Here is a 20,229-nt window from a genome sequence, read left to right on the forward strand (position 1 = left end):
AGACGGTGGGGACGCTGACGCCGAGGAGTTCGGCCAGTTCGTGGGCGGTCAGCAGGCCGCGGTCCCGCAGCCGGTCGAAGCGGCTGGTGAGCTGGTAGTCCTGGCGGATGTCGCGGACCAGGAGCCGGTGGAAGGGCAGGCCCTTGCCGCTGGTCAGGTCGCGCTGGTTGAGCATGTCGGCGATCTCCGCGTCGGTGTGGTCCTCGAGAAGGGTGTCGATAGCGGCGACGACGGGTTTCGGGGTCTGCCACAGTTTCCCGCCGCCGAGAGGGAGGGGCAGGTCGAGGGTGTGGTGCCGGCCGCCGGACAACCGGACCTGGGCGGTGATCCGTTCGGCCTTGGTGAGGGTGACGTCCGTGATCAGCAGGCGGGCGATGCGTTTGCGTTCCCGCATCGGGGTGTCGGGGTCGTGCCAGAGCCGGTGCACGTCGCCGGCGAGGTGGGCCAGTTTCTCCCGCAGCGCCTCGTTGACGGGTTCGGCTTCGATCCGGGCGCGTTCGATGTCCTTGCGAGCCGCGGCGACCTCGCGCAGGGCCGCGTTCCAGTCCGCTTCCAGGCTGTCGGCGACGAGACGGTTGTCCGGATCTACCGCGAGATAGCGGCGTTTGGCCAAGTCGGCGTGGTGCTGGGCGCGCTGGAGGTGGGTGGAGCGGAGCCGGTCGGCCTCGGCGGCTTGGGCGGCGAGGCGGTCGGTGACTTTCAGGGCGGCTTCGACGGCGAGCGGGGTCAGCTCGTCCAACAGCAGGGTGACGATGGCCTGTTCGATGCCGGGGCCTGGGATGCGCTGGCAGACCTTGCCGCCGTTTTGGATGGCGTGGGTCATGCACCGGTAGTCGGAGACCTCGCGGCCTTGCCGCAGGTGATAGGCGATGGTCATGCGCCGGCCGCAGCGGCCGCAGATCACCAGGCCCTGCAGCAGCGCGGGCCCTTCCCTTGGTGCGGTCGCGGTCCGCTCCAGGCCGCGGGAGGCGGCCTGGGCGGCGAGTGCGCTCTGGTTCGTCTCCCACCGGGCGAAGGTCACATAGCCCTCGTGGTGATCTTGGATGAGGGTGTCCCACTGCTCGCGGGGCAGCAGCCGGATGTGGGTCTTGCCGTCCGGACTGCGCTCGACCTTGCGCCGTCCATAGCAGAACGCCCCTGCATAGAGCGGGTTGTGGAGCACATTGAGGACCTGCCAGTGCTTGAGCGGGCCCCAGATCAACTGGCCCTTGCGAGGGCCGGTGCGGATGCGGGAGGGGAAGGTGAGACGGTCGGCGGCGAAGGCCTTGACGACCTGGCGGGCCGATCCGGTGGCCGCGAAGAGGTCCAGGACGTGCTCGACGACGGCCCGCACCGAGGCGTCGGGATCTTTGACGATCCGGTCGGCATAGTCGTGGACATAGCCGACCGGCAGGCCCTGCTTCAGCTCGCCGCGGCGGGCCTTGGCCAGCTGCCCGCCCCGCAACCGGGCTGCCAGCAGGTGGAGTTCGGCCTCCGACATGGTGCCTTTCAGGCCCAGCACGAGCCGGTCGTTGAAAGTCCGCGGATCATAGAGGCCGTCCTCGTCCAGAATCAGCGTCCCGGACAGCGCACAGATCTCGAGCAGCCGATGCCAGTCGGTGTTGTTGCGGGCCAGGCGGGAGACCTCGAGTCCCAGGACGATCCCGGCATGCCCCATGGAGACCTCGGCGACCAGGTGCTGGAAGCCGTCCCGGCCCGCCGCCGAGGACCCGGAGCGGCCCTGATCGGAATCGATCACGATGATCTGGGAGTCCTCCCAGCCCAGCGCGACGGCCCGGCCGCGAAGAGCGTACTGCCGCTGGGTGGACTCGCTGTTGTTGACGACCTGCTTGAGCGAGGACTGGCGCACATACAGATACGCGTCCCGCCGCAGATGCTCCGCCGTGACCTTCCCGGTCTGCTCGATACTCACCGCACCCTCCTCGCCGCGTCGCTGTGGTTATCCGCTGCGGCAGCCCCCGGCCGCCGTCCATGCCATGCGCGCCAACACTTCCACCAACTCGCCTGCCACGGCGACCGGCGCCGACGGCTCGTGCCGAACGGCTGGTAATGGAATGGGGATTCGCAGGACTGCATTGATCCAGGCGGCCATGCCGGAGCGGGCCAGCACCGCCCAGCCATGTCGCGATCCCCGGTCGACACCGCCGAGGACCGCGGCCCGCAGGTCCTCATACCGCCGGGCCACCTCGGCCCCGCCCACCTCCACCGCTGCCTCGTCAGCAGCGGTGGGCTTCCTCCGAAGCACGCGGCTCGCGCCGCCTGGCCAGGGCTTTTTCCACCGACCGCGGATGAACGGTGATCCCGAACCGCTCGAGGACCGCGTCCGCCAGCCGGCCCGGCCGCAGGGACGCATCGCCGGCCCTGAGCTGTTCGACGAACTCCATGACGTCCTCGGTGAGCTTGCGCGGTCCCTTCGGGCCCGGCTTGCCCGGCACCAGCGCGGCCGGCCCGCCCGCGTCCAGCGCGGCAGCGATCACATAGAAGGTCTGCCGGCAGAACCCGAAAGCCGCCGCGGCCTGGGCCACGGGGACCTTGTCCACCCTCACCCGTCGCACCATCTCGTACTTGACCTGCACCACATCGTCCGGGTCCAGGAACGGACAAGCGGCGAAGCCCTCGTCGGTCACGGCTTCGGGCCGCGGATTGAGCGCCCGGAACTCCTTCAGTGCAGCCTTCTTGCCTGCCGTCTGGCTCATCGCGCCTCCCCGTCGATCCCGATGTCCCCAGAATCAGACCGCCCACCACCGGGGCCAAGAGCGCGAAGGCCGAGCAGAGAAGCGGAAGAAGCAGGTCACGGACCATCCCGAGCCTCCGCACGCCCCCAGCGGCACCTGTGAGCGCCCCCGCCAGCGGCCTCAATCCCACGACGATCACGGCGTCATCTCCGCGACACCGTTCCGGCTCCCAGACAGCAACCGGGCCACCAGATCCGCCAACTCGACCAGATCCCCAGTCCGATACGGACAACCGCCGCGGGCCGCCGCGACGAACGCATCCACCGGCGCCATATCAGTCCACTCCAGCGGGAACGAACACCTGCGGCCCTGCCCGTCGAGGACCAACACCACATCTCCGCGCCACGAGTTGAACCGCTCGAGGAACTCGAAAGCCTCACCGCACCGGGGATGAAACGGATGGACCAACCGCACGCGTCCATCGTCAACGCGGGGAACGAGCGCATTCGACGGTGAATGCCAACGCACTCGCCGAGTCGTTCTTCGCCACCATCAAACGGGAATTGCTCGGCACCAGCCCCTGGCCCAGTCGGGCCGCGGCCCGCACCGCGATCTTCGACTTCATCGAGGGACCCCGTTGCCCAATTGCTTATGCGGCAAGGTCGAGGGCAGCGAGGTGTGATGTCCGGGTTGGGGCGAGTGGTTGCCCGGTCCACCAGGCATCGATGCGGATGAGGTTGATGGCGGTGGCTGTGAGGATGTGTGCGAGGGCGGTCTTCCGCAGTCCTGCGTAGCGGGTGCGGCGAGCGCCAGTGGCGGTGACGGCCTGGTGGATTGTGCCCTCCACGCCGGAGCGGATCGCGTAGACGGCCTTCCACTCCTCGGTTTCCTGCTCGGCTCGGACGCGTTCGAGGACGGCGTCTTGATCTTGCGGGCGGACGGTGAGTTGTCGGCCGTAGCGGGTGGAGCTGGTGCACTGCGCGCGAGCCGGGCAAGGCCCGCAGGTCTCGGTGGCGAACCGGATGCGGATCGCGGGCCGCTGGTTGTTGTCGAGTCCTTCGGTCCAGTAACGGCTGTTCGCGCCGTTGGGGCAGGTCGCCTGTCGCGCGTCCCAGTCGATGGTGAAGGATGTCTTGCCGTAGCCGGCGGCCTGGACAGTGTGACGGGTGTGCGGCCTGACCGGGCCGATGACGCGGACACCGCGCTGGCTGGGCGCGGTGAGCAGGAGCTCCGCGGAGATGTATCCGGCGTCCATCAGGTGTTCGCCGGGCAGCAGGTGCTTGGCATGGAGCCGGTCGTGGATCTCGTCGACGACCACGGGGTCGCCGACTGTGGCGTCCGTGGTGACGACGTGAGTGATCAGGTGGGGTCGGCCGCTCTCCTGGGCGTCGCAGGTCTCGGTGAAGTGGACCTTGTAGCCGTCCCAGGCTGAGCCGCGCTTGACGGCGTTGCGGGAGTCGGGGTCGTAAGGCGAGGTGATCCTCGCTCTGCTGGGCGGGAGATCATTCTTCCCCCGCCAGGCCACCTCCTGCACCCCGTCCATGACCGTCCGCTGAAACTGCTGCAGCCACACTGTCCGAAGGATGCCGACCGCGGGCACCTCCCGCAGCCAGTCGGGAGCGGCTGACGCGAAGGCCGTCTCAAGGAACAGGTAGCCGTCGGCTGCAATGCGCCAGGTGAGCTGGGTCCGCTCGTTCTCATCACTTGGCAGCCGATAGGAGTCCATGCGGGCCCCGTACTGTTTCTGCCAGGCCGGGGGCATCCAGGACGCGAGCCACTGGGGTGCGGTGACGGCGACGGCCTCGAGCGCGGCTCGCAGCGTCTCGCCGACGAACTCCAGGCGGTTGAGGTCCCTCACCGCGGCAAGCACGTGCGTGGAGTCGGTGCGCTGTCGGCCCCGGCCTGCCACCAGCCCCAGCTCCGTGAGCCGTTCCAGCAGCAGATCCAGGATCTCCTCTTCCAGACTGTGGGCCAGGAGACGGTCGCGGAACCCCGTCAGCACGGTGAAATCGAAGCCCGGGTCTGCCAGATCGAGGCCAAGCAGGTACTTCCAATCGATTCTCGCGCGCACCGCGTGGGCCGCCTGGCGGTCGGTCAGGTTCTCCGCGAACTGCAGCACGCTGACCAGCGCCAGCTGGCCCGGAGCGACACCGGGGCGGCCACGCACGCCGAAAGCGGACCTGAAGACCTCGTCGTCGAACAGTGGACCGAGCGCGTCCCGTACCCGCATCGCCAGACACCCCCTGGGAAACGCTGCCCAGGCCACCACCCGCGTTCCCTCAGGCACCTCCCGACCCGAGTCCGCCCGCATCGACACCCAGCCCCTCCGTCCCGAGATCGAGGCGGGCTCGCGACCCAAGCCCCCGACCTCAGACTCCACCCCTCCACCACCCACCAAGGCGGAGATCAGACGCATTCACCCAATTGAGCAACGGGGTCATCGAGGGCTGGTACAACTTGCACCGACTGCACAGCAGTCTCGGCTACCGCAGTCCCGCCGAATACGAGGCCGCACTCGCAGCCTGACCACCACACCGATGGTGTCCGTCAAAGCGGAACAAGCTCAAGGCCGTCGAGTCATCTGCAACAACCCATGAAACTGGGAACCCGCTGGACGCGGGCTGCGCGGCAGAGTGTTTCACGAGCGACCACCTATGAAACACGGCCCCGCCGATCCGGCACCCCGGCTGCCGGATCGGGGCCATGCACCAGCAGTGGCTGCCCTGGGTGGAAGAGCCCTTCGCGAGCTCACCGCCTTGTCATGCTGGTCCGACCTGTCGTTCGTGGTTGCAGAAGAGCGTCGACACCAACGTTTCCTGGACCTGGGCCTGTCGACCCGGGGAAAGGTTCGATGTGACTACGACCTGTCGATGCCCGTCGGGGCTGGCGAACGCGTTCGCGGCAAAGCCGGGCACAGCCCCGTCGTGCCCGATGGCCGGGCCGCACGGGGTCGGGATGCGGGCGATGCCCAGGCCGTAGCCGAAGCCGTCGGCGTCGACGAAGGTCAGCATCTGTGCAAGCTGGGGCGCGGGCAGCAGTCGGCCGCCGAGCAGGTTCCGGTAGAACCGGGCCACGTCGCCCGCTGTGGACACCATGGCGCCGGCAGCCCAGAGTGCCGTGGGGTTGTACTCGGTGACGTCGACCGGCGCCGCGGCCGGGCCCGGGTCCACGTAGCCGCGGGCGGCGGGACGGGGCAGGGTCGGGTCGTCAGTGGGAAACGACGTGTCACGCAGCCGGAGCCGGTCGATCACCCGTCGGTCGACCTCGCCGGCCAGCGACCGGTGCGTAACCTTCTCGACGATCATGCCGACGAGGATGTAGTCGGTGTTGGAGTACTGCCATCCGCTGCCGCCGGCGAACAGTGGCGGGTCGCCGGCGACGAAGCCGACCAGCTCGCGGGGCTCCCAGTGGCGCAGCCACGGCGTGCCGGGCTGGGTCGCGTTGTACTGCAGGAGCTTGTCGACGTAGTCGGGGACGCCGCTAGTGTGATTGAGCAGCTGGCGGACGGTGATGCGGTCGGCGTAGGGCAGCACCCCGGGCAGCCATCGGCCGACCGGGTCGTCGAGGTCCAGCCGGTTCTCGGCGGCGAGCTGCAGTGCGACGACCGCCACGAAGGTCTTGGTGACGCTGCCGATGCGGACGTGGTCGCCGGTCCGCATGCGCCCGCCGGTGCCGAGGTCGGCTGTACCGACCGCCGCGCTGTGCGTGCGGCGGCCGTCTCCCACGAGAGCGATGGCGCCCGGGGCGCCGGCGGCGACGACCGGCCGGAGCGCGTCGCGCAGGTCGACCGCGGGCGCCGACGCCGCCGGCCACACGACGGCGGGGGGTGCCGCACCAGAGGCGAGCACCGCCGTGGACAGGATGAGTGTGAGCAGGAGACGCTTCATCGGGTACGTTCCGCGGGCTCAGCGGACATGGTGGTGGCTTGGTGGCGGCGTCCGGGGGGCAGGAGGCGCCACAGTCGGCCGCCGGCGACGAAGGCGGCGAGCATGCCCAGGTAGACCAGGGGCGTATAGGCGCCGCCCAGCGAGGAGTGGCCGGCGCCGGTGAAGGTGACCGTGGCGTCGTCGCTCAGGTACGGGATCCCGGCCCAGTGGTACGTGCCCTGCGGTTGCGGGTGGGCGGCGAGAACACCGGCGGTGAAGGCCGACCGGCCGGCCTCGATCAGCGCGTAGCTGCCGAACTGGACAACGAGCATGCACACCGCCCCGGTCGTCCAGGTGGGGCGCCGGCCCCAGTCGCCGTACTCGGCAGCCAGGTACTCGGCGGCCAGCCGCCGTACCCCGCCCAACTGGCGCAGCGCCTCGGTGGTCCCGACGTCGGCCGCGGCGGCGTGCAGGTTGGCGCGGACCTCGCGGCGCTTGGCCACGCGGGAACGCCAACGCAGGTCATGGAGGAGGCTGTCGAGCCGCCACACCGCGTACTCAATGCGCAGCCGGTCGATCGCCGTCAGGGTATGGGCCATCTCATGTCTCCTCGGTCGGCGGAGCGGGTGTGGGCGGGACCGGGCGCGACAGCACACCGTTGACCGTGGCGGCCAGCGCCAGCCAGTCCGCGGTCGCCTCGACCAGGGCGGCGTAGCCACTGGCGGTGGGGCGGTAGTACTTGCGGGCCGGGCCGGAGCGTGACGCGACCAGCCGGGAGATGATGCGCTCCTCCCGCTCCAGCCGTGACAGCGCCGGGTAGACCGTGCCGTCGGAGATGCCCGACAACCCGGCAGCTCGCAGCCGCTGCACCAGCTCGTAGCCGTACGACTCGCGTTCGGCGAGCAGCCGTAGCAGCAGCGGCGACAGCACCCCTTTGAGCAGTTGGGGATCGTGTGTTGTGCCCATGAAAGAAGGCTAGGAAAGGTACCTTGTTTCGTCAAGTAGCGATCCAAGCCAGCTAGTGGCGCTGGACCGTTCCACTTCCTTGGGTATCGAACCCAGCCGTCGGCTCGTTCAGGAACAGCACCCGCGGCCGACCCAGCAGCGCGAACGCCAGATCCATCTGTCAGCGCTCACCGCCGGAGAGCTGGCTGACCCGCACCCGCCCGGCCGCCCAACCCCACCATCCCCAACGCCTCGTCGACCGGCCGCGCGCCGCTGACGCACCCGGCCCACGTGCGGTCGGTCTCATCGGCCGTGAGCTCGGAGACGAACCCGCCCTCCTGAAGCATCGCACCGGTCTGAAGCCGCACCCGCGCCCGTACGACCTGCCTGGCGAGATCCGCAACGGCTTCGTCCACCTCCACGTCGTCATGGGCGTCGAAGGCGACCGCGCCATCGTCAGCCACCTCCACGAGGCCCGCATCGGCACCCACTTCGCCCGCGCCTACGTCATCCCCACCGCCTGACCGGCCTTCGCGTCAGGCTCCCGTACCCGGCCCCCTCCCCGGCCCGGCGCCTCACCGAAGGTCAACGATCCAGCCGCCCGGGAAGCGAGGCCGGGGACGGGTCTTCAAGATGCCGACCCGGCCGCACCCTCCGCCGCCGGTTCGGTCCTTTGCGTGTCGGACGCGGTGCGGGGGCCGGGCACCATGGCCGCCGCGGCGGCCAGGTCGAGGTGGGAGTTCATGTCCAGCTCGAACCGGCCGTAGGGGTTCACATGGGTCCAGAACAGCGGGGACAGCGCCCGTCGGTCGGCGTCGGTGAGCCGCTTCTGCCACTTCTCCTCGCTCAGGATGTCCTGGAGGAGCAGGGTGTTGACGTGCACCAGCGCCGACTGGAGCAGGTGCAGGGCCAGCATCGAGACTTCCTGGGACTCCTTGTCGGAGCCGGTCAGGTCGCCGTCCTTGCCGTAGAACAGGTCGTGGTTTGCGCTGTTCCAGTTCTCCACGACCTGGAGCCCGTCGTTGATCTCGCGCCGCAGGTCGGCGTCGGCGAGGTAGTCACAGATGAACGCCGTACGCACCGCGCGTCCCAGTTCCTCGATCGCCCGGTACGTGGGGTGCTTCGGGCCGCCTCGGGTGAAGCGCCGCAGGACCCGTTCGGCCTCGGCGGTGCCCAGGCGCAGGGCGGTGGTGTACTTCACGGTCTGGTCGTACTGCTGGCGGATCAGGTCCCAGTCGATCGTCTTGGTGGACAGCACCGGCGCCAGGTTCGGCCACTTCTCGTCCTGACCGGCCGCCGGCCGGTACAACCTGGCCGAGCCGACGTTCTTCAGCCGGGGCAGCAGGTTGAAGCCGAGCATGGGGGCGAAGGCGAACCCGACGATGGAAGCGCCGTGCGTGTCGGTGTACTGCCGGTGGATCTCCACGTCCGTGCAGTGCCGCAGCACGCCCTCGATCATCGTGGCGATCTCGGAGGCCGAGCAGGATTTGAGCTGGCTGTAGACGCATAGCGACTTCTTCTCGACGGTCGGGTAGCCGGGGCCCATTGCTGGGACCCCGGCCCCCTCAGAACCGGGCGAGCGGATTTCCCCGCACCACGGCTCAAGCAGGTCACGTGGGCCTGCCCGCATCGGCGCCTTCGAGCGCGTGATGCTGCTGGTGACATTGCGAGTGCAGGAGTTCGAGGTTCTTGAGGTCGTTCCCGCCGCCGTGCTTGCGGTGCACGATGTGGTGCACGTTCAGCGTCCGGCGGACGGCGTCGAACCAGGACACCCAGTCGTGGACGTTGTCCGGTTCGAACTCGGCTCCTTCAACGAGATCGAGGCCGCATCGTGCGCATCGGCCTTTCTGGCGGACGGCGAGGGTCTGGACGAACTTGTTCTCCAGTCCCAGCGTTGTCCGTCTGGCTGCGCGCTCGGCCCAGTAGCCGACCAGCGCCGGGTCATCCTTGGAATGGGTCCCAAGGACCGGCGCGTGCCGGACGATCCTGGTCATCGCGGCGGGCTTGATGTGCACCGAATCTTCGCCGAAGATCCAGCGGTTCTCACTCCCGGGAACCCGCTTGTCCCAGTACCGGGCCGCGACCCACTGCCTTCCCTTCCGCCGATGCTGTCTGCACGCCCAGTTCCACAACTGGCCGAACAGGATCCGATCGATGTCCGTGAAGGCCCTCTTGGAGCTCCAGGGGCGGTAGTACATGGTCCAGCCCCGGACGAACGAGTTCATCTGACGGATCAGCAGACCCGCAGGGTTACCCCGGTTCGTCCGGGCGATGTCCCGGATACGTTCCCTGGCCCTCTTCACCGCGTCCTTGCTCGGCGTCACGAGGGTGTAGCCGTTGGCGTATGTCCGGATGGTGCACCCGAGGAAGTCGAAGCCGTCCGTGAGGTGTCGGACTCTCGTCTTCTCCTCATTGAAAGCCAGACCTCTGGGTGTGAACCATTCCTTCAACCGCCGGTACGTCTCGTGCGCGGCCTGCTCCGTGTGACAGATGACCACGCAGTCGTCCGCTTATGCCGTGCGCCGGGTTATGCCGACTGCGGCGGCGACAGCATGACGAGCTCTGTGCCTGCCTCGGAGTGGTCGGCATAATCCCTGGCCTGCGACTCAGAGTGTCTTGAGGAACGCCAGTAGGTTGTCCGGAGCGGTGAAACGTCCGGGGGTGCTGTCGGCGGGAGCCGTGCGCGCGAGCGCACGTTCTTTGATGGTCATGTCGGCGTGCAGATAGATTTGTGTGGTTTCAGTTGATTCGTGGCCGAGCCAGAGGGCGATCACGGAGACGTCGACTCCCGCGTGAAGGAGTGCCATTGCGGTGCTGTGCCGCAGGGTGTGCGGGGTGACGTGCTTGTCGGCCAGGGACGGGCAGGTGGCTGCGGCGGTCCGGGTGTGCTTGGCGACGAGGCGTTCGACGGCGTCCCGGCTGAGCGGGGTGCCGCGGCGAGTCGGGAACAGCGGATCGCTTCGCTCGCCGCCTCGTTCCTTGAGCCAGGCCTTGAGCACTTTGGCGGTATCGCTGGTCAGCGGGGTGCACCGGTCCTTGCGTCCCTTGCCATGGCAGCGCAGGTGAGGGCCGGAGCCCAGATGGACGTCCTGGAGCGTGAGCCGGGTCAGCTCGCTGACGCGCAGTCCGGTGTGGATGCCGGTCAGGAGCAGGGCATGGTCGCGGCGTCCGGTCCAGGTGGTGCGGGCCGGTGCTGCGACCAGGGCGTCGGTCTCCGTGGTGGTGAGGTAGTTGACGATGGCCCGGTCGAAGCGCTTGGGCGGGATCGCCAGCACCCGCTGGATCACCGCCGCGTGCTCGGGCGCCCGTAGGGCCGCGTAGCGGAAGAACGAACGGATCGCGGCGAGCCGGACGTTGCGGGTCGCCGCGGTGTTTCCGCGGACGGTTTCCAGATGCTGGAGGAACGCGCCGATTGTCGGTGCGTCCAGATCGGCGATGCTCAAAAGGGTCGGCCGTCGGCCGGTGCGCTGCTCGGCGAAGCCGAGCAGGAGGGTGAAGGTGTCCCGGTAGGCCGGGATGGTGTGCTGGCTGGCCTGGAGCTGGAGCATCAATTTGTCGGTGAAGAAGCCCTGCAGCAGGGGCGCGAGGTCGCTCATGGCCGGCCTCCGAAGCTGTGCTCCAGACGGGCTGCGGCCAGGGACAGGAGTTCCGGTGAGCCGGAGAGATACCAGTAGGTGGACTTCGGGTCGGCGTGACCGAGGTAGGTGGTCAGCAGTGGAAGCTTCGCCTGCACGTCCGCGCCGTCGCGGTACCACTGCAGCAAGGTCGTGGTCGCGAACGTGTGCCTCAGATCGTGCAAACGCGGCCTGCGGTGGCCCTCATCTGCGGTGATGCCCGCGGCGGACAGCAGCTGGACGAAGGTGTGCGGGAGGTTGCGGGAGCCGAGCCGGGTGCCGCGGGTGGAGACCAGGAAGGCCGCCGTGCTCGGGACGGGCCGCTGGAGATCACGCTCCCGGGCATACCTTCGCAGTGCCGTGACGGTGCTGGCATGCACCGGAACCTGCCTCGACTTGCCGAACTTCGTCTCCCTCACGGTGAGAAGACCACCGGCAAGGTCGACGTCGGTGCGGTCCAGGCCGCAGACTTCGGACGTGCGCAGGCCGCTCACGGCCAGCAGGCCGATGAACGTGTGCCAGGTGCGGGCCCGGAAGGCCGGGCTCAGGGCACTCGTCGCCTTGAGCAGGCGGTCCAGCTCGGCCGGGGTGAACAGGTGCGGGGTGATGCGCCGGTAGTGATGCGGCAGGGCATCATCGGGCGGGATCTCGGTCGCCGGCTCCAGGGTCTTCAGGTGCCGGGCGAAGATCCTCACGACCATCAGCCGCCGACTCCAGTGCACTTCATCGGTGCTGCGCGGCGTATCCGTCGCCCAGGCGAGCGCGGCCCGGGTGGTCAGGACGGTGGCGCCTGTGTGCTCCAGGTAGCCGATGAAGCTCATCAGCTTCTCGCCGAAGGTGGTCAGCTTGAACCCCAGCCGCCGGCGCATGGCCAGGTACTCTTCCGCGTGCTGTCGAAGCGTGGTCACCGTGCACCGTCTTCCGGCCACGACTGGGCCAGAGACCGCAAGGCTTCATGGTCGACTTTCGCGTAGATGGCGGTACTCAACTGGCTGCGATGCCGGAGCACTTGGCCGACCTCGGGCAACGGGGCCCCGGCCCGCAGGATGGTGGTGGCCAGAGTGTGCCGGAGCCGGTGGGCTCCCAGCCGCGGCAGTCCGGCCCTCTCGCAGGCCCGCCCCATGATCGCTCGGATGCAGGCTCCGGTCAGTGCCTGATACGGAGCCCGGGCGGTGAGAAACACGGCCGTGGCCGAACACCGGGGACGGTCCTCCACCAGGTATTCCGAGAGCACCTCGCCGACCTCGGCGGTCAGCGGCAGCCGCTCGACGCGCGAGCCCTTGCCCCGCACGGCGATCTCCCCCGCGTGCCAGTCGATGTCGCTCAGCTGGAGGGCGGCGGCTTCCGCGCCGCGCAGCCCGAGACGGGCGAGCACCGTCAGTACTGCCCTGTCACGCCGTCCCGCCGGGGACTCCGGGTCCGGTGCGGACAGCAGCGCGGACACCTGCTGCGGTTCCAGTCCACGGGGCAGAGAATCGAGCCGCCATCCCGCCACCGCGGGAACCGACCCGGTCAGCGGTGCCGGTATCCGGCCGTCCACGTGCAGGTAACGCAGCAGCGAGCGGACCGCGGTCACCAGGGCTTTCGCCGACCACACACTCCCGGCGTCCGCGGTGTGCCGCACCATGAACGCGGTCACCTGAACGGCATCCAGCCGAGCCAGCGAATCGTCCAGCGGATCCGGCAGCGCAGCCAGGAACTTGCGGGCCTGGCCGCAGTAGCAGCGGACCGACTCGGCTGCCAAGCCCCGCTCCCCGCGCAGGTAGGCACCGTAGTCCGCCAGCACCTCCTGCACCGCGTCGCCGCTGGCCTCGACCGGAACCGGAACCGCGCCGGCGTGCCGCAGCACCTTGACCACCGCCCCCAGAGACCGCCGGGCCACCGGCTCCGAGGAGCACACCGCCCGCCGGAAAGCCAGGAACTCTTCCACCCTTGCCGGCGTCAGCCCGGCCGCGACGAGCTCACGCCGATCCATCCACAGGCTCAGGCGCCGCATCATGCGCACCGCGTCCCTCACCGACGACGCCGCGTACCCCCGGGACACCAGCTCCGTACGCACCAGCGACTCGTACGGAGACAACGGTCCCGTCACCACCAGCGGCACCGGCCCACGGCGCCGCCCTCCGATCACATCCATGACCTTCTCCTGTCTGCAGGCAACTCGCCTACGCAGACAGGGATATGAGCCGCCTCGTACGGAGGCCGCTGGTTATGCTGAAGCTTTCGAAACCAGACCCCAGGTCCGTCATGCTGTCGCCGCCGCAGTCGGCATAACCCGGCGCACGGCATAAGCGGACCTATGCCGAGTTCGGCATAGGTCCGCGTACCGCACGAGCGCCGGAGAGTCCTCCTTGAGGATCCGGGAATCCCGGTGCTTCCTCCAGGAGACCCCGGCCGCCTCCTCCATTCCGTGCAGGGCAATGTTGAGCAGGAGCGGGCTGATGACCCCACCTTGCGGGGTGCCTTCCACCGTGGGTGCGAAGACTCCCCTGTCCATTACCCCGGCCTTAAGCCATCCTTCGATCGCGTCCCTGGACGGGAAGTTGCCGATGGACCGCATCAGGTGCGCATGGTCGATCCGGTCGAACGCCGCCGACAAGTCGGCATCCAGCACCCATCTCCGGTTGCTGGCGGGCTTACCCACCACCTGGAAGATGGTTGCTAGGGCGTCGTGACATCCCCGGCCGGGGCGGAAGCCGTAGCTTCGCGCCTCGAAACGCGCCTCCCACTCCGGTTCCAGGGCGTTCTTGACCCTGGCCTGGTGGACTCGGTCCCGGATGACCGGGATACCGAGCGGACGCGTCTTCCCATTCGCCTTCGGAATCTGTACTCGCTTCACCGGGCGCGGACGAGCGGCCCCGTCCCGCAGGAGCTGGCGGGCCAGTCGGCCCCGCTCCTTCGGGCCGAGCGCCGTTTCCCCGTCCACTCCGGCGGTCTTCCGCCCCCGGCTCACCTGGGTCACCCGGCGCACGCTCAGCAGCGTGTTCGCGGCCGACCGCATCATGAGCTTCTGGAGGTTTCGGACCTTCTTGGTGTCACCGGCTTGGGCGGCCTTGAAGATCCGCTGCCGCAATCTCGTTACTTCGCGGTCGGCCTGGCCCCAGTCGATCTGGTGCCAGGCTTCGGCGTCGTCGACAGCTCCGTTCCAGAAGGGCACCGGTCCGGTGTTCTGGTCCATACGCCCTCCCTGTCCAACTTGCACTGTCGTGAACTCGATTCGTCATCGGTGCCTCAAAGACCCACCCGGTCCGCTTGGGCGTCCTTTCGGACCCGGGCACCAGCCCGGTATCCGCCGGGTTATAGCCGGAGGGCGGAGCCCCTGATCCCGGCCTTTCCCCTTGCCTTTCGGCGTGGCGGCGTTCGCTTCTCGGACCATCCTTTTCCCGCAGAGGAGTTCAGCCTTCGTTGCCTCCGGCCTACCCATAGGGACCTCTACGGGTTTTCCCTGTTCCACACACGCGAGATGCGTCCGGGGTGGATGCCCTCTCTGACCCGGGAGCCGCGGTGACCTACTCCGGTGATGGCAGATGGCATCCGGAGTCGCGCAGGGGTTCTCACCCGGTAGCTCCTGTACCGCCTCGACAGCTTCCACTGAGGCGGCTGATCTTTACGAGTCCTCATCAAGGGTTCACTTGTGTTCATCCGTCCGGACTTTCCCCGACCCGTACCGATCCAGTGGTCGTCTCGGCCTTCGGTCTGCTGGCCAGGCTCCGCACCGAGGAATTACTTCCTCCGCACGCTGGCTGGGGAATCGACCAGTTGGTCACAGGTCGAAAGCGTCACTATCTCCATCCTGACGCTTGCTCGCATTGTGCGGCTTTCAGGTCGCACTGCCAGTAGATCATCACGCCGGGGCCGCGGTAGCGCTGGTGCCACTCGGTCATGAAGTTCGAGCTCCAGGAGCCGAACTTCTTGGAGTCGCTCGCGCAGGCGGTGCCCTCGCCGCACCACGCGCCGCGTCGCGGGCGGTGAAGGTAGCGTTGACCAGCCGCACCAGCGCCGCGCGCATGTTGGTCCGGTTGACGAACAGAAGCCCCTATGTTTCGTCAAGCCAAGGACGGAAATTGGCTGGTGGCCAGGGGTTGGATGTGGCGGTAGAGCTCGCGCGCGACGTACCGCTCGAGACACCGGATGATCTCGCGCTTGGACATGCCTTCGGCGGTGCGTCGCTGCAGGTACTTCTGGGTGCGTTCGTCCCAGCGTATGCGGGTCATCACGATGCGGTAGAGGGCGGCATTCGCCTGGCGGTTGCCTCCGCGATTCAGGCGCCGTCGTTGTGTCTTGCCGGAGGACTGCTCGACCGGGCTGACGCCGCACAGGGCGGCGAAGGATGCCTCGTCAGTGATCCGGTCAGGGTTGTCACCTGCGGCGATGAGGAGGACCGCGGCGCTGTCGGGCCCGACACCGACCAGGTCGAGCATCTGGGGCCGGCAGGAGCGGACGGCCCTGGTGGTGCGCCGGGTCAGCTCTTTGACCTCGTCGGACAGGTGCTGGACTCTGCGGGCGAGGATTCGCATCGTGAAGACGGCCTCACCCCGGTCATCGGCATCGAGGGCCGCGCAGGTGGCGACCAGCGCAGGATTGCTCAGGCCAGTGAGCAGTTCGCGCAGGTCCGGGTCGATGGCGAGCAGGACGGCCTTGAGCTGGTTCAGCGCTTGGGTATGGGCCTTGACGGCCGATTCCTTGGCCAGCCGCAGGACCCGCATGTCCGCTGCGGGGCCGTCCGCGGTCTTCGGCACGGTGGTGGCGCGTCCGGACAGTACTGCCCGGGCGGCTGCGTCCGCGTCGACGGCATCCGTCTTGCCGCGCTTGCGCCGGGTGGCACGGTCGGGCTGGTTGATTTCGACGACCTCGATGCCTGCCCTGCGCAGGTACCGGGTCAGCGCGGTTCCGTAGGATCCGGTGCATTCGACACCGGCCCGATGCAGGACACCGAACGACCGTGCCCAGACGAGTAGTTGACGATATCCCGCAGCGGTAGTCGGGAACTCCTGGTGGGCGAGCGAGGCGCCCAGAGGGGTGATGACAGCGGCGACGTGGACGTCCTTGTGGGTGTCCACCCCCAGGACCACCTCCTCGGCCGGGTCCGGGACTGGCTGCGTGGGCAGCGTCAGCTGAGGCATGCTGGTGACGGTCACGAGGCTCCTTGGACTGGGTCTGGTGGCTGACACCGGTCCGGTGGGCGGTCAGAACTGTGACGGTGCTTTGTGCGGCAAAGCCCCTATCGGGACACGTTCACCGGGCCGGCGGCAGTACACACCGCAGGGGGCCGGAGCCGACAGTTCTACACCAAGGCACCTCGGCCAGTTGTCGCACGGGTCAGGCGCCGGCCCCCTGCGGCACCCCATGATCCTCACAGTTGTCGCACGTTGACCAGGATCAGTGACCCCCGCGAGTTCCTGGTCAGCCAAGTTCGCGTAGTTCCGGGCTTCGCTGCTGTGGTCAGTCATGAGTCCTCCTTGTCGTTGCGTCGACTGTACGAGTGGGGACTGACAACCGACCGAGAGCTGTCTCACCCGACCAAGGCCGCCCTCCTGCACACTCCCGACCAGGCCGACGTCTTCCGAGGCCTGGTCATGCCGATCCGTATCACCCCGGCCGGCCCCAAGAAGGAGGACGGGGTCGCTGGCCGGGTGCAGAACCCTCGATGGCCGGGGTACCACTCGCCGCAGTAGCCGGCTCGCTCCGGGCGCAGTCGTCGGTGCAGTAGTTGGCTTCGGGGTCATCGGCGCAGCTCCAGGGCCAGGGCCCGTAGGGCGCGACGGGATTCGCACAGGGAGGCGTCATCCGTGCACTGCTCGCAGGTGCCCGGGTGCGTCCGCACCAGCAGCAGGAGCGGCGTGCGGGTGCAGGGTCGGCAGCCGCGGGGGTACCAGCGGCCGGGTACGCCCTTGATGCTGTCGTGGCGGGGCTCGAGGTCTACGGCTGTGTTGCCGTGGAGTTCGGCCGAGCACCACACGCAGTGGGCGCCGCGCAGCTGGGCGGCTGTCAGTGTCGCGGGGGTGGGCAGGTCGAGCAGGGCCAGCGGGCCTGACTGGGTCGTCTGCGGCGCGGTGCTCATGCCTGTGTCTCCGCTTCGGGATGGTAGCCGCCAGGGCCGAACGCGGCGGCGAGGAGTGTCGGGTTGGTGAGCTGGCCGGTGCCGTCCGGCAGCTCCAGCCACCACCTGCCGGCCAAGGAATGCACGACGGGCGGGCACTCCAGCGGCCAGCCAGCCGGGTGCACGGTGAGGCCGGTGACGTCGTCGAGTTCGTCGGCGAGGCCGGGCGGGAGCAGCCACCAGGCCGTGCCGAGGTGGGTGTCGGCGAGCACCGGGCCATGAGGGTTGGAGCCCATGCGCCGGACCGCGTCGAGGGTGCGCGGCAGCGACGCCTCGGCCATTCGCCAGTGCGGGCCCGAAGGGATCGCGGCGAGCTGCTGGGTGTCCCATGCGCGCTGGATGGTGGCGGGGTCGGGGGCGCAGGACAGAAGCCAGTCCTGCCCCGCACGCGTCGGGGCGAGGTGGAATTGCGTCGGCATGCCCAGACCGTATGCAGGACGGTTGCGGGCCTGTGCGCCGATTGCGTAGGATTGCGCGCGTTGCTGCGGGGCTTGCGCTGATTGCCTACGACAGGTCGAGAGAGGCTCGTGCACGGCCGATCAGACGGCGCGCCGTGGCGCCGTAATCGGCGGATTCGGCGAGCCAGGCCCACGCCCGTTCGTACAACTCGAGGTCTTCAGCGCCGGTGAGCCAAAGTTCCTCGCTGATCGTCTCGACGATGACCAACCGGCGGTCGTAGATCCAGAACGCGTGCGGTGCCGTGCGGCGCAGCTGCGCGCCGAACGGGATGATCCCGAGTTCGACGCGGCGTTGCCCGACGAGGTTGTACAGGCGGTCGAGCTGGTCGGCCATCACCTCGACGGGGCACGGCCGGTGATACAGGGCGGCCTCGCAGACGAGAAACCGGAACGTCTTGTCCGGGTCGTACAGGGCTTCCTGCCTGCGCATCCGCTTCTCGACTGCGTCGTCGGTCGTGGGTGGGATTCCGCGGAACTCGGCGTTGGCGTCGAAGATGACCCGCGCGTACTCCGGGGTCTGGAACAGTCCAGGGATCCGGGAGACTTCCAGACCGCGGATCAACGAAGTGGCCTCGGTCTGCCGTACCGCGATCTCCTGACGGCCGCGGTGTCCGCCGGCCAGCTGCTTGCGCCATGACCGGTTGCGCTGCTTCATGTCAAGTCCGGCCAGCAGCCCGTGCAGCTCGGCCTCGACGTCCGGCCGGTCGAGGGCGTCCGCCCACGCGGTCAGGTCTTCGCGGGTAGGGGTCTGCTTGCCGTTCTGCAGGCGGCTGACCTTCGAGGTCTGCCAGCCGAGCCGCGCGGCGAGGTCTTTCCCTTCCAGCCCGGCCTCGATGCGCAGCTCGCGCAGGCGCGCACCGAGGGTTTCACGGGCCGTCTGGAAGTCTGTGCTCACACGGTTGAAGCTACCTGCCGGGCGAACTCCTGCGTAGGCACGGCGTGATGCCAGGCGGCGTCTCGGGCCTGGCAGGCGGCGAGCACCTCGGCGGGGTCCTCGGTGACGTACACGCCGAGGGTGGTGTCGTCCTCGTCGAACGCGAATCGGGCGACGAGGCGGGAGTCGAAGAGCCAGAAGTCGCAGTCGGGCAGTCGCAGCTGCTCGGCCTGCGCGCGGGTCAGGTTGCGGATGTCTTCGCCGGCCGCCACGTTGCCGGGCGCGCTGGCGAGGAGGAACTGCTGTCCGTCGGTGGGTGGGTCGTCGACCAGGCGAACGCGCTCGAACCGCTTCCCGGCCGCCGTCTGCTCGACCACGTTCTCCCGCCAGGCGTTGGCCGGCTCGGTGGTGATGTCCTCGCCGGCCTGCCAGCGTGCCCACTTGGGGCTGCGGCGGTCGGAGGCGTAGCCGCGTCGGGTCTCCAGTCGCCAGGCGGTGTGCCGGAACTCGCGGAAGAGGTGGGAGATCGAGGAGAACGGCTGCAGTTCTGGTGCTGGAGTGGTTGGGGCGTAGCGGGTGAGCAGGCTGCGGGGGACGCGTACGAACGTCTCGGACGGCTTCACGTCGCGCAGCTGCACCAGGTGATCGGGGTCGGTCTCGCGGTCGCCCTGGACGAGGATCTCGTCGGTGCCTTCGATCTCGTACAGGGTGGGGCAGTCGCCGTCGTCGCTGGTGGTGCCGATGAACCTGAGCGCCATGTCGCCTCCACAGCTGGGTGGTTGGGCACCCAGAATGCGTGGGATAGCGTCGTGGCGCTAAGGGATTGCGGCAGATTGCACACTCGTATCCGAGCTGGGCGATTGCGCACAATCCTTTCGGTGGCGCTCATACGGGAGCTGAACGTCCTGGCAAGGACGGCTACGGCTGCTCTGTGGCGCTGTCGAGCATCTTGTTTTCATCGAAGTCGCCATTGCTGTCCGTCCAGCCGAGGTCGTCGACAGCCTGTGCCGCTACGAGGGCCGTGTAATCGTCGTCCTTCACGTCGTGGCACTCCGCTGGCTTCTTTGTCTCTCCGCCCTTGTGCTTCTCCTTCAGCGCGGCAGTGCACTGCTTGACGACTTCTTGGTAGGACGGCTTGCTGGAGCAGCCTCCGACGGTTAGAGCGAGAAGGACGGCAGCGGTAACAGTGGTACGGATGCGCATGGAATCCCCCGGGGGTCTCACTACGGAAGGAGCATCATGCGTGCCGTGAGGGCGATGTGCGGGTGGTGTGACCAGGTTGTGACAGGGGGTGAGTGATTGGCGTTGGCCAGGACGTATCGTGCGGCCGTGATCCTCTACCACTTCACCGATGCTCAGCACTGGCCGCAGATCGTCGCGTCCGATGAGATCCGGGCTACGTGGCCACGGGACCCCGACGACATGCCGGAGGTTCCACGAACCGTCCACCTGAGCGACAGCCCTGACCCGGCATCCCTTCCGAGGAAGCCGGGGTGATCAGGAATGGGAGGCTCTGCCAGGGCGCAGCCTCAGCGCGTGTTCAGTGCTCGCCGGGCGCGGTGGATGACGTTCTGCGCGTCCACCCCATACACCGCCGATTCCCGCAGCGTGCTCCACGTACGGAGGTAGGTGTCGACGCTGGACGGGTCATCGATCCACAACTCCGCATGCCAGTTCTCCACGATCACCTGTCGGTC

General features: G+C 68.5%; 21 protein-coding genes and 3 pseudogenes. 1 reads left to right on the plus strand and 23 read right to left on the minus strand.

What is annotated here, in order from left to right; all coding sequences use genetic code 11:
• The 17 genes and pseudogenes from ABZ471_RS42385 to ABZ471_RS42465 form a co-directional block, all read right to left on the minus strand.
• On the minus strand, positions 1–1,912 hold a 1,912-nt coding region (locus ABZ471_RS42385), incomplete at its 3' end, for a recombinase family protein (protein ID WP_359074400.1).
• A gap of 304 nt (positions 1,913–2,216) precedes the next feature.
• Positions 2,217–2,696 (minus strand): helix-turn-helix domain containing protein, encoded by a 480-nt coding sequence (locus tag ABZ471_RS42390; RefSeq protein ID WP_359074401.1) that lies wholly within the window; start codon positions 2,694–2,696, stop codon positions 2,217–2,219.
• A gap of 174 nt (positions 2,697–2,870) precedes the next feature.
• A complete protein-coding gene (locus ABZ471_RS42395) occupies positions 2,871–3,149 on the minus strand; it encodes a DUF5372 family protein (RefSeq protein ID WP_359074402.1) in 279 nt (92 codons plus the stop codon).
• 10 nt (positions 3,150–3,159) lie between these two features.
• A complete protein-coding gene (locus ABZ471_RS42400) occupies positions 3,160–3,300 on the minus strand; it encodes a hypothetical protein (RefSeq protein ID WP_359074436.1) in 141 nt (46 codons plus the stop codon).
• Positions 3,301–3,324: 24 nt separating this feature from the next.
• A complete protein-coding gene (locus ABZ471_RS42405) occupies positions 3,325–4,986 on the minus strand; it encodes an IS1182 family transposase (protein WP_359074432.1) in 1,662 nt (553 codons plus the stop codon).
• Between the two features lie 448 nt (positions 4,987–5,434).
• Positions 5,435–6,562, minus strand: a complete 1,128-nt coding sequence (locus ABZ471_RS42410; RefSeq protein ID WP_359074403.1) for a serine hydrolase domain-containing protein — start codon at positions 6,560–6,562, stop codon at positions 5,435–5,437.
• The gene (locus ABZ471_RS42415) at positions 6,559–7,140 is read right to left on the minus strand and encodes a hypothetical protein (protein WP_359074404.1); all 582 of its coding nucleotides are present in this window, start codon (positions 7,138–7,140) and stop codon (positions 6,559–6,561) included. Before ABZ471_RS42415 ends, ABZ471_RS42410 begins: the two co-directional genes overlap by 4 nt.
• A 1-nt stretch (position 7,141) precedes the next feature.
• Positions 7,142–7,507: a PadR family transcriptional regulator gene (locus ABZ471_RS42420; RefSeq protein WP_359074406.1), complete on the minus strand. Its 366-nt coding sequence runs from the start codon at positions 7,505–7,507 to the stop codon at positions 7,142–7,144.
• Between the two features lie 76 nt (positions 7,508–7,583).
• Positions 7,584–7,863 (minus strand): annotated as a pseudogene (locus ABZ471_RS42425) (ATP-binding cassette domain-containing protein); the annotation flags it as partial.
• Positions 7,864–8,114: 251 nt separating this feature from the next.
• Positions 8,115–9,032 (minus strand): Tn3 family transposase, encoded by a 918-nt coding sequence (locus ABZ471_RS42430; protein WP_359074408.1) that lies wholly within the window; start codon positions 9,030–9,032, stop codon positions 8,115–8,117.
• Positions 9,033–9,096: 64 nt separating this feature from the next.
• A complete protein-coding gene (locus tag ABZ471_RS42435) occupies positions 9,097–9,984 on the minus strand; it encodes a group II intron maturase-specific domain-containing protein (RefSeq protein WP_359074410.1) in 888 nt (295 codons plus the stop codon).
• Between the two features lie 108 nt (positions 9,985–10,092).
• The gene (locus ABZ471_RS42440; RefSeq protein ID WP_359074412.1) at positions 10,093–11,082 is read right to left on the minus strand and encodes a tyrosine-type recombinase/integrase; all 990 of its coding nucleotides are present in this window, start codon (positions 11,080–11,082) and stop codon (positions 10,093–10,095) included.
• Positions 11,079–12,008 carry a tyrosine-type recombinase/integrase gene (locus tag ABZ471_RS42445; protein ID WP_359074414.1) on the minus strand — a complete coding sequence of 310 codons (930 nt, stop codon included), beginning with the start codon at positions 12,006–12,008 and terminating at the stop codon, positions 11,079–11,081. Before ABZ471_RS42445 ends, ABZ471_RS42440 begins: the two co-directional genes overlap by 4 nt.
• Positions 12,005–13,237 (minus strand): site-specific integrase, encoded by a 1,233-nt coding sequence (locus ABZ471_RS42450; protein WP_359074416.1) that lies wholly within the window; start codon positions 13,235–13,237, stop codon positions 12,005–12,007. The genes ABZ471_RS42445 and ABZ471_RS42450 overlap by 4 nt, the downstream gene beginning before the upstream one ends.
• 180 nt (positions 13,238–13,417) lie before the next feature.
• Positions 13,418–14,278 (minus strand): annotated as a pseudogene (locus tag ABZ471_RS42455) (reverse transcriptase N-terminal domain-containing protein); the annotation flags it as partial.
• Positions 14,279–14,882: 604 nt separating this feature from the next.
• Positions 14,883–15,140, minus strand: a complete 258-nt coding sequence (locus tag ABZ471_RS42460; RefSeq protein ID WP_359074434.1) for a Tn3 family transposase — start codon at positions 15,138–15,140, stop codon at positions 14,883–14,885.
• A 6-nt stretch (positions 15,141–15,146) separates the two neighbouring features.
• Positions 15,147–16,238 carry an IS110 family transposase gene (locus ABZ471_RS42465; protein ID WP_359074418.1) on the minus strand — a complete coding sequence of 364 codons (1,092 nt, stop codon included), beginning with the start codon at positions 16,236–16,238 and terminating at the stop codon, positions 15,147–15,149.
• 321 nt (positions 16,239–16,559) lie between these two features.
• On the opposite strand from ABZ471_RS42465, the gene ABZ471_RS42470 reads away from it, so the two are divergent.
• A complete protein-coding gene (locus ABZ471_RS42470; RefSeq protein ID WP_359074420.1) occupies positions 16,560–16,775 on the plus strand; it encodes a hypothetical protein in 216 nt (71 codons plus the stop codon).
• Positions 16,776–16,822: 47 nt separating this feature from the next.
• On the opposite strand, the gene ABZ471_RS42475 is transcribed toward ABZ471_RS42470, so the two are convergent.
• The 6 genes and pseudogenes from ABZ471_RS42475 to ABZ471_RS42500 form a co-directional block, all read right to left on the minus strand.
• Positions 16,823–17,161 (minus strand): hypothetical protein, encoded by a 339-nt coding sequence (locus ABZ471_RS42475; RefSeq protein ID WP_359074422.1) that lies wholly within the window; start codon positions 17,159–17,161, stop codon positions 16,823–16,825.
• Positions 17,158–17,619: a hypothetical protein gene (locus ABZ471_RS42480; RefSeq protein ID WP_359074424.1), complete on the minus strand. Its 462-nt coding sequence runs from the start codon at positions 17,617–17,619 to the stop codon at positions 17,158–17,160. Before ABZ471_RS42480 ends, ABZ471_RS42475 begins: the two co-directional genes overlap by 4 nt.
• Before the next feature lie 85 nt (positions 17,620–17,704).
• Positions 17,705–18,553 (minus strand): helix-turn-helix transcriptional regulator, encoded by an 849-nt coding sequence (locus tag ABZ471_RS42485; RefSeq protein ID WP_359074426.1) that lies wholly within the window; start codon positions 18,551–18,553, stop codon positions 17,705–17,707.
• Positions 18,550–19,290 carry a DUF6879 family protein gene (locus ABZ471_RS42490; RefSeq protein ID WP_359074428.1) on the minus strand — a complete coding sequence of 247 codons (741 nt, stop codon included), beginning with the start codon at positions 19,288–19,290 and terminating at the stop codon, positions 18,550–18,552. The genes ABZ471_RS42485 and ABZ471_RS42490 overlap by 4 nt, the downstream gene beginning before the upstream one ends.
• 160 nt (positions 19,291–19,450) lie before the next feature.
• A complete protein-coding gene (locus ABZ471_RS42495; RefSeq protein ID WP_359074430.1) occupies positions 19,451–19,735 on the minus strand; it encodes a hypothetical protein in 285 nt (94 codons plus the stop codon).
• A 326-nt stretch (positions 19,736–20,061) separates the two neighbouring features.
• Positions 20,062–20,229: pseudogene (locus tag ABZ471_RS42500) on the minus strand (transcriptional regulator); the annotation flags it as partial.

It is taken from the genome of Streptomyces sp. NPDC005728 (assembly GCF_040630895.1).
Lineage (GTDB): Bacteria > Actinomycetota > Actinomycetes > Streptomycetales > Streptomycetaceae > Streptomyces.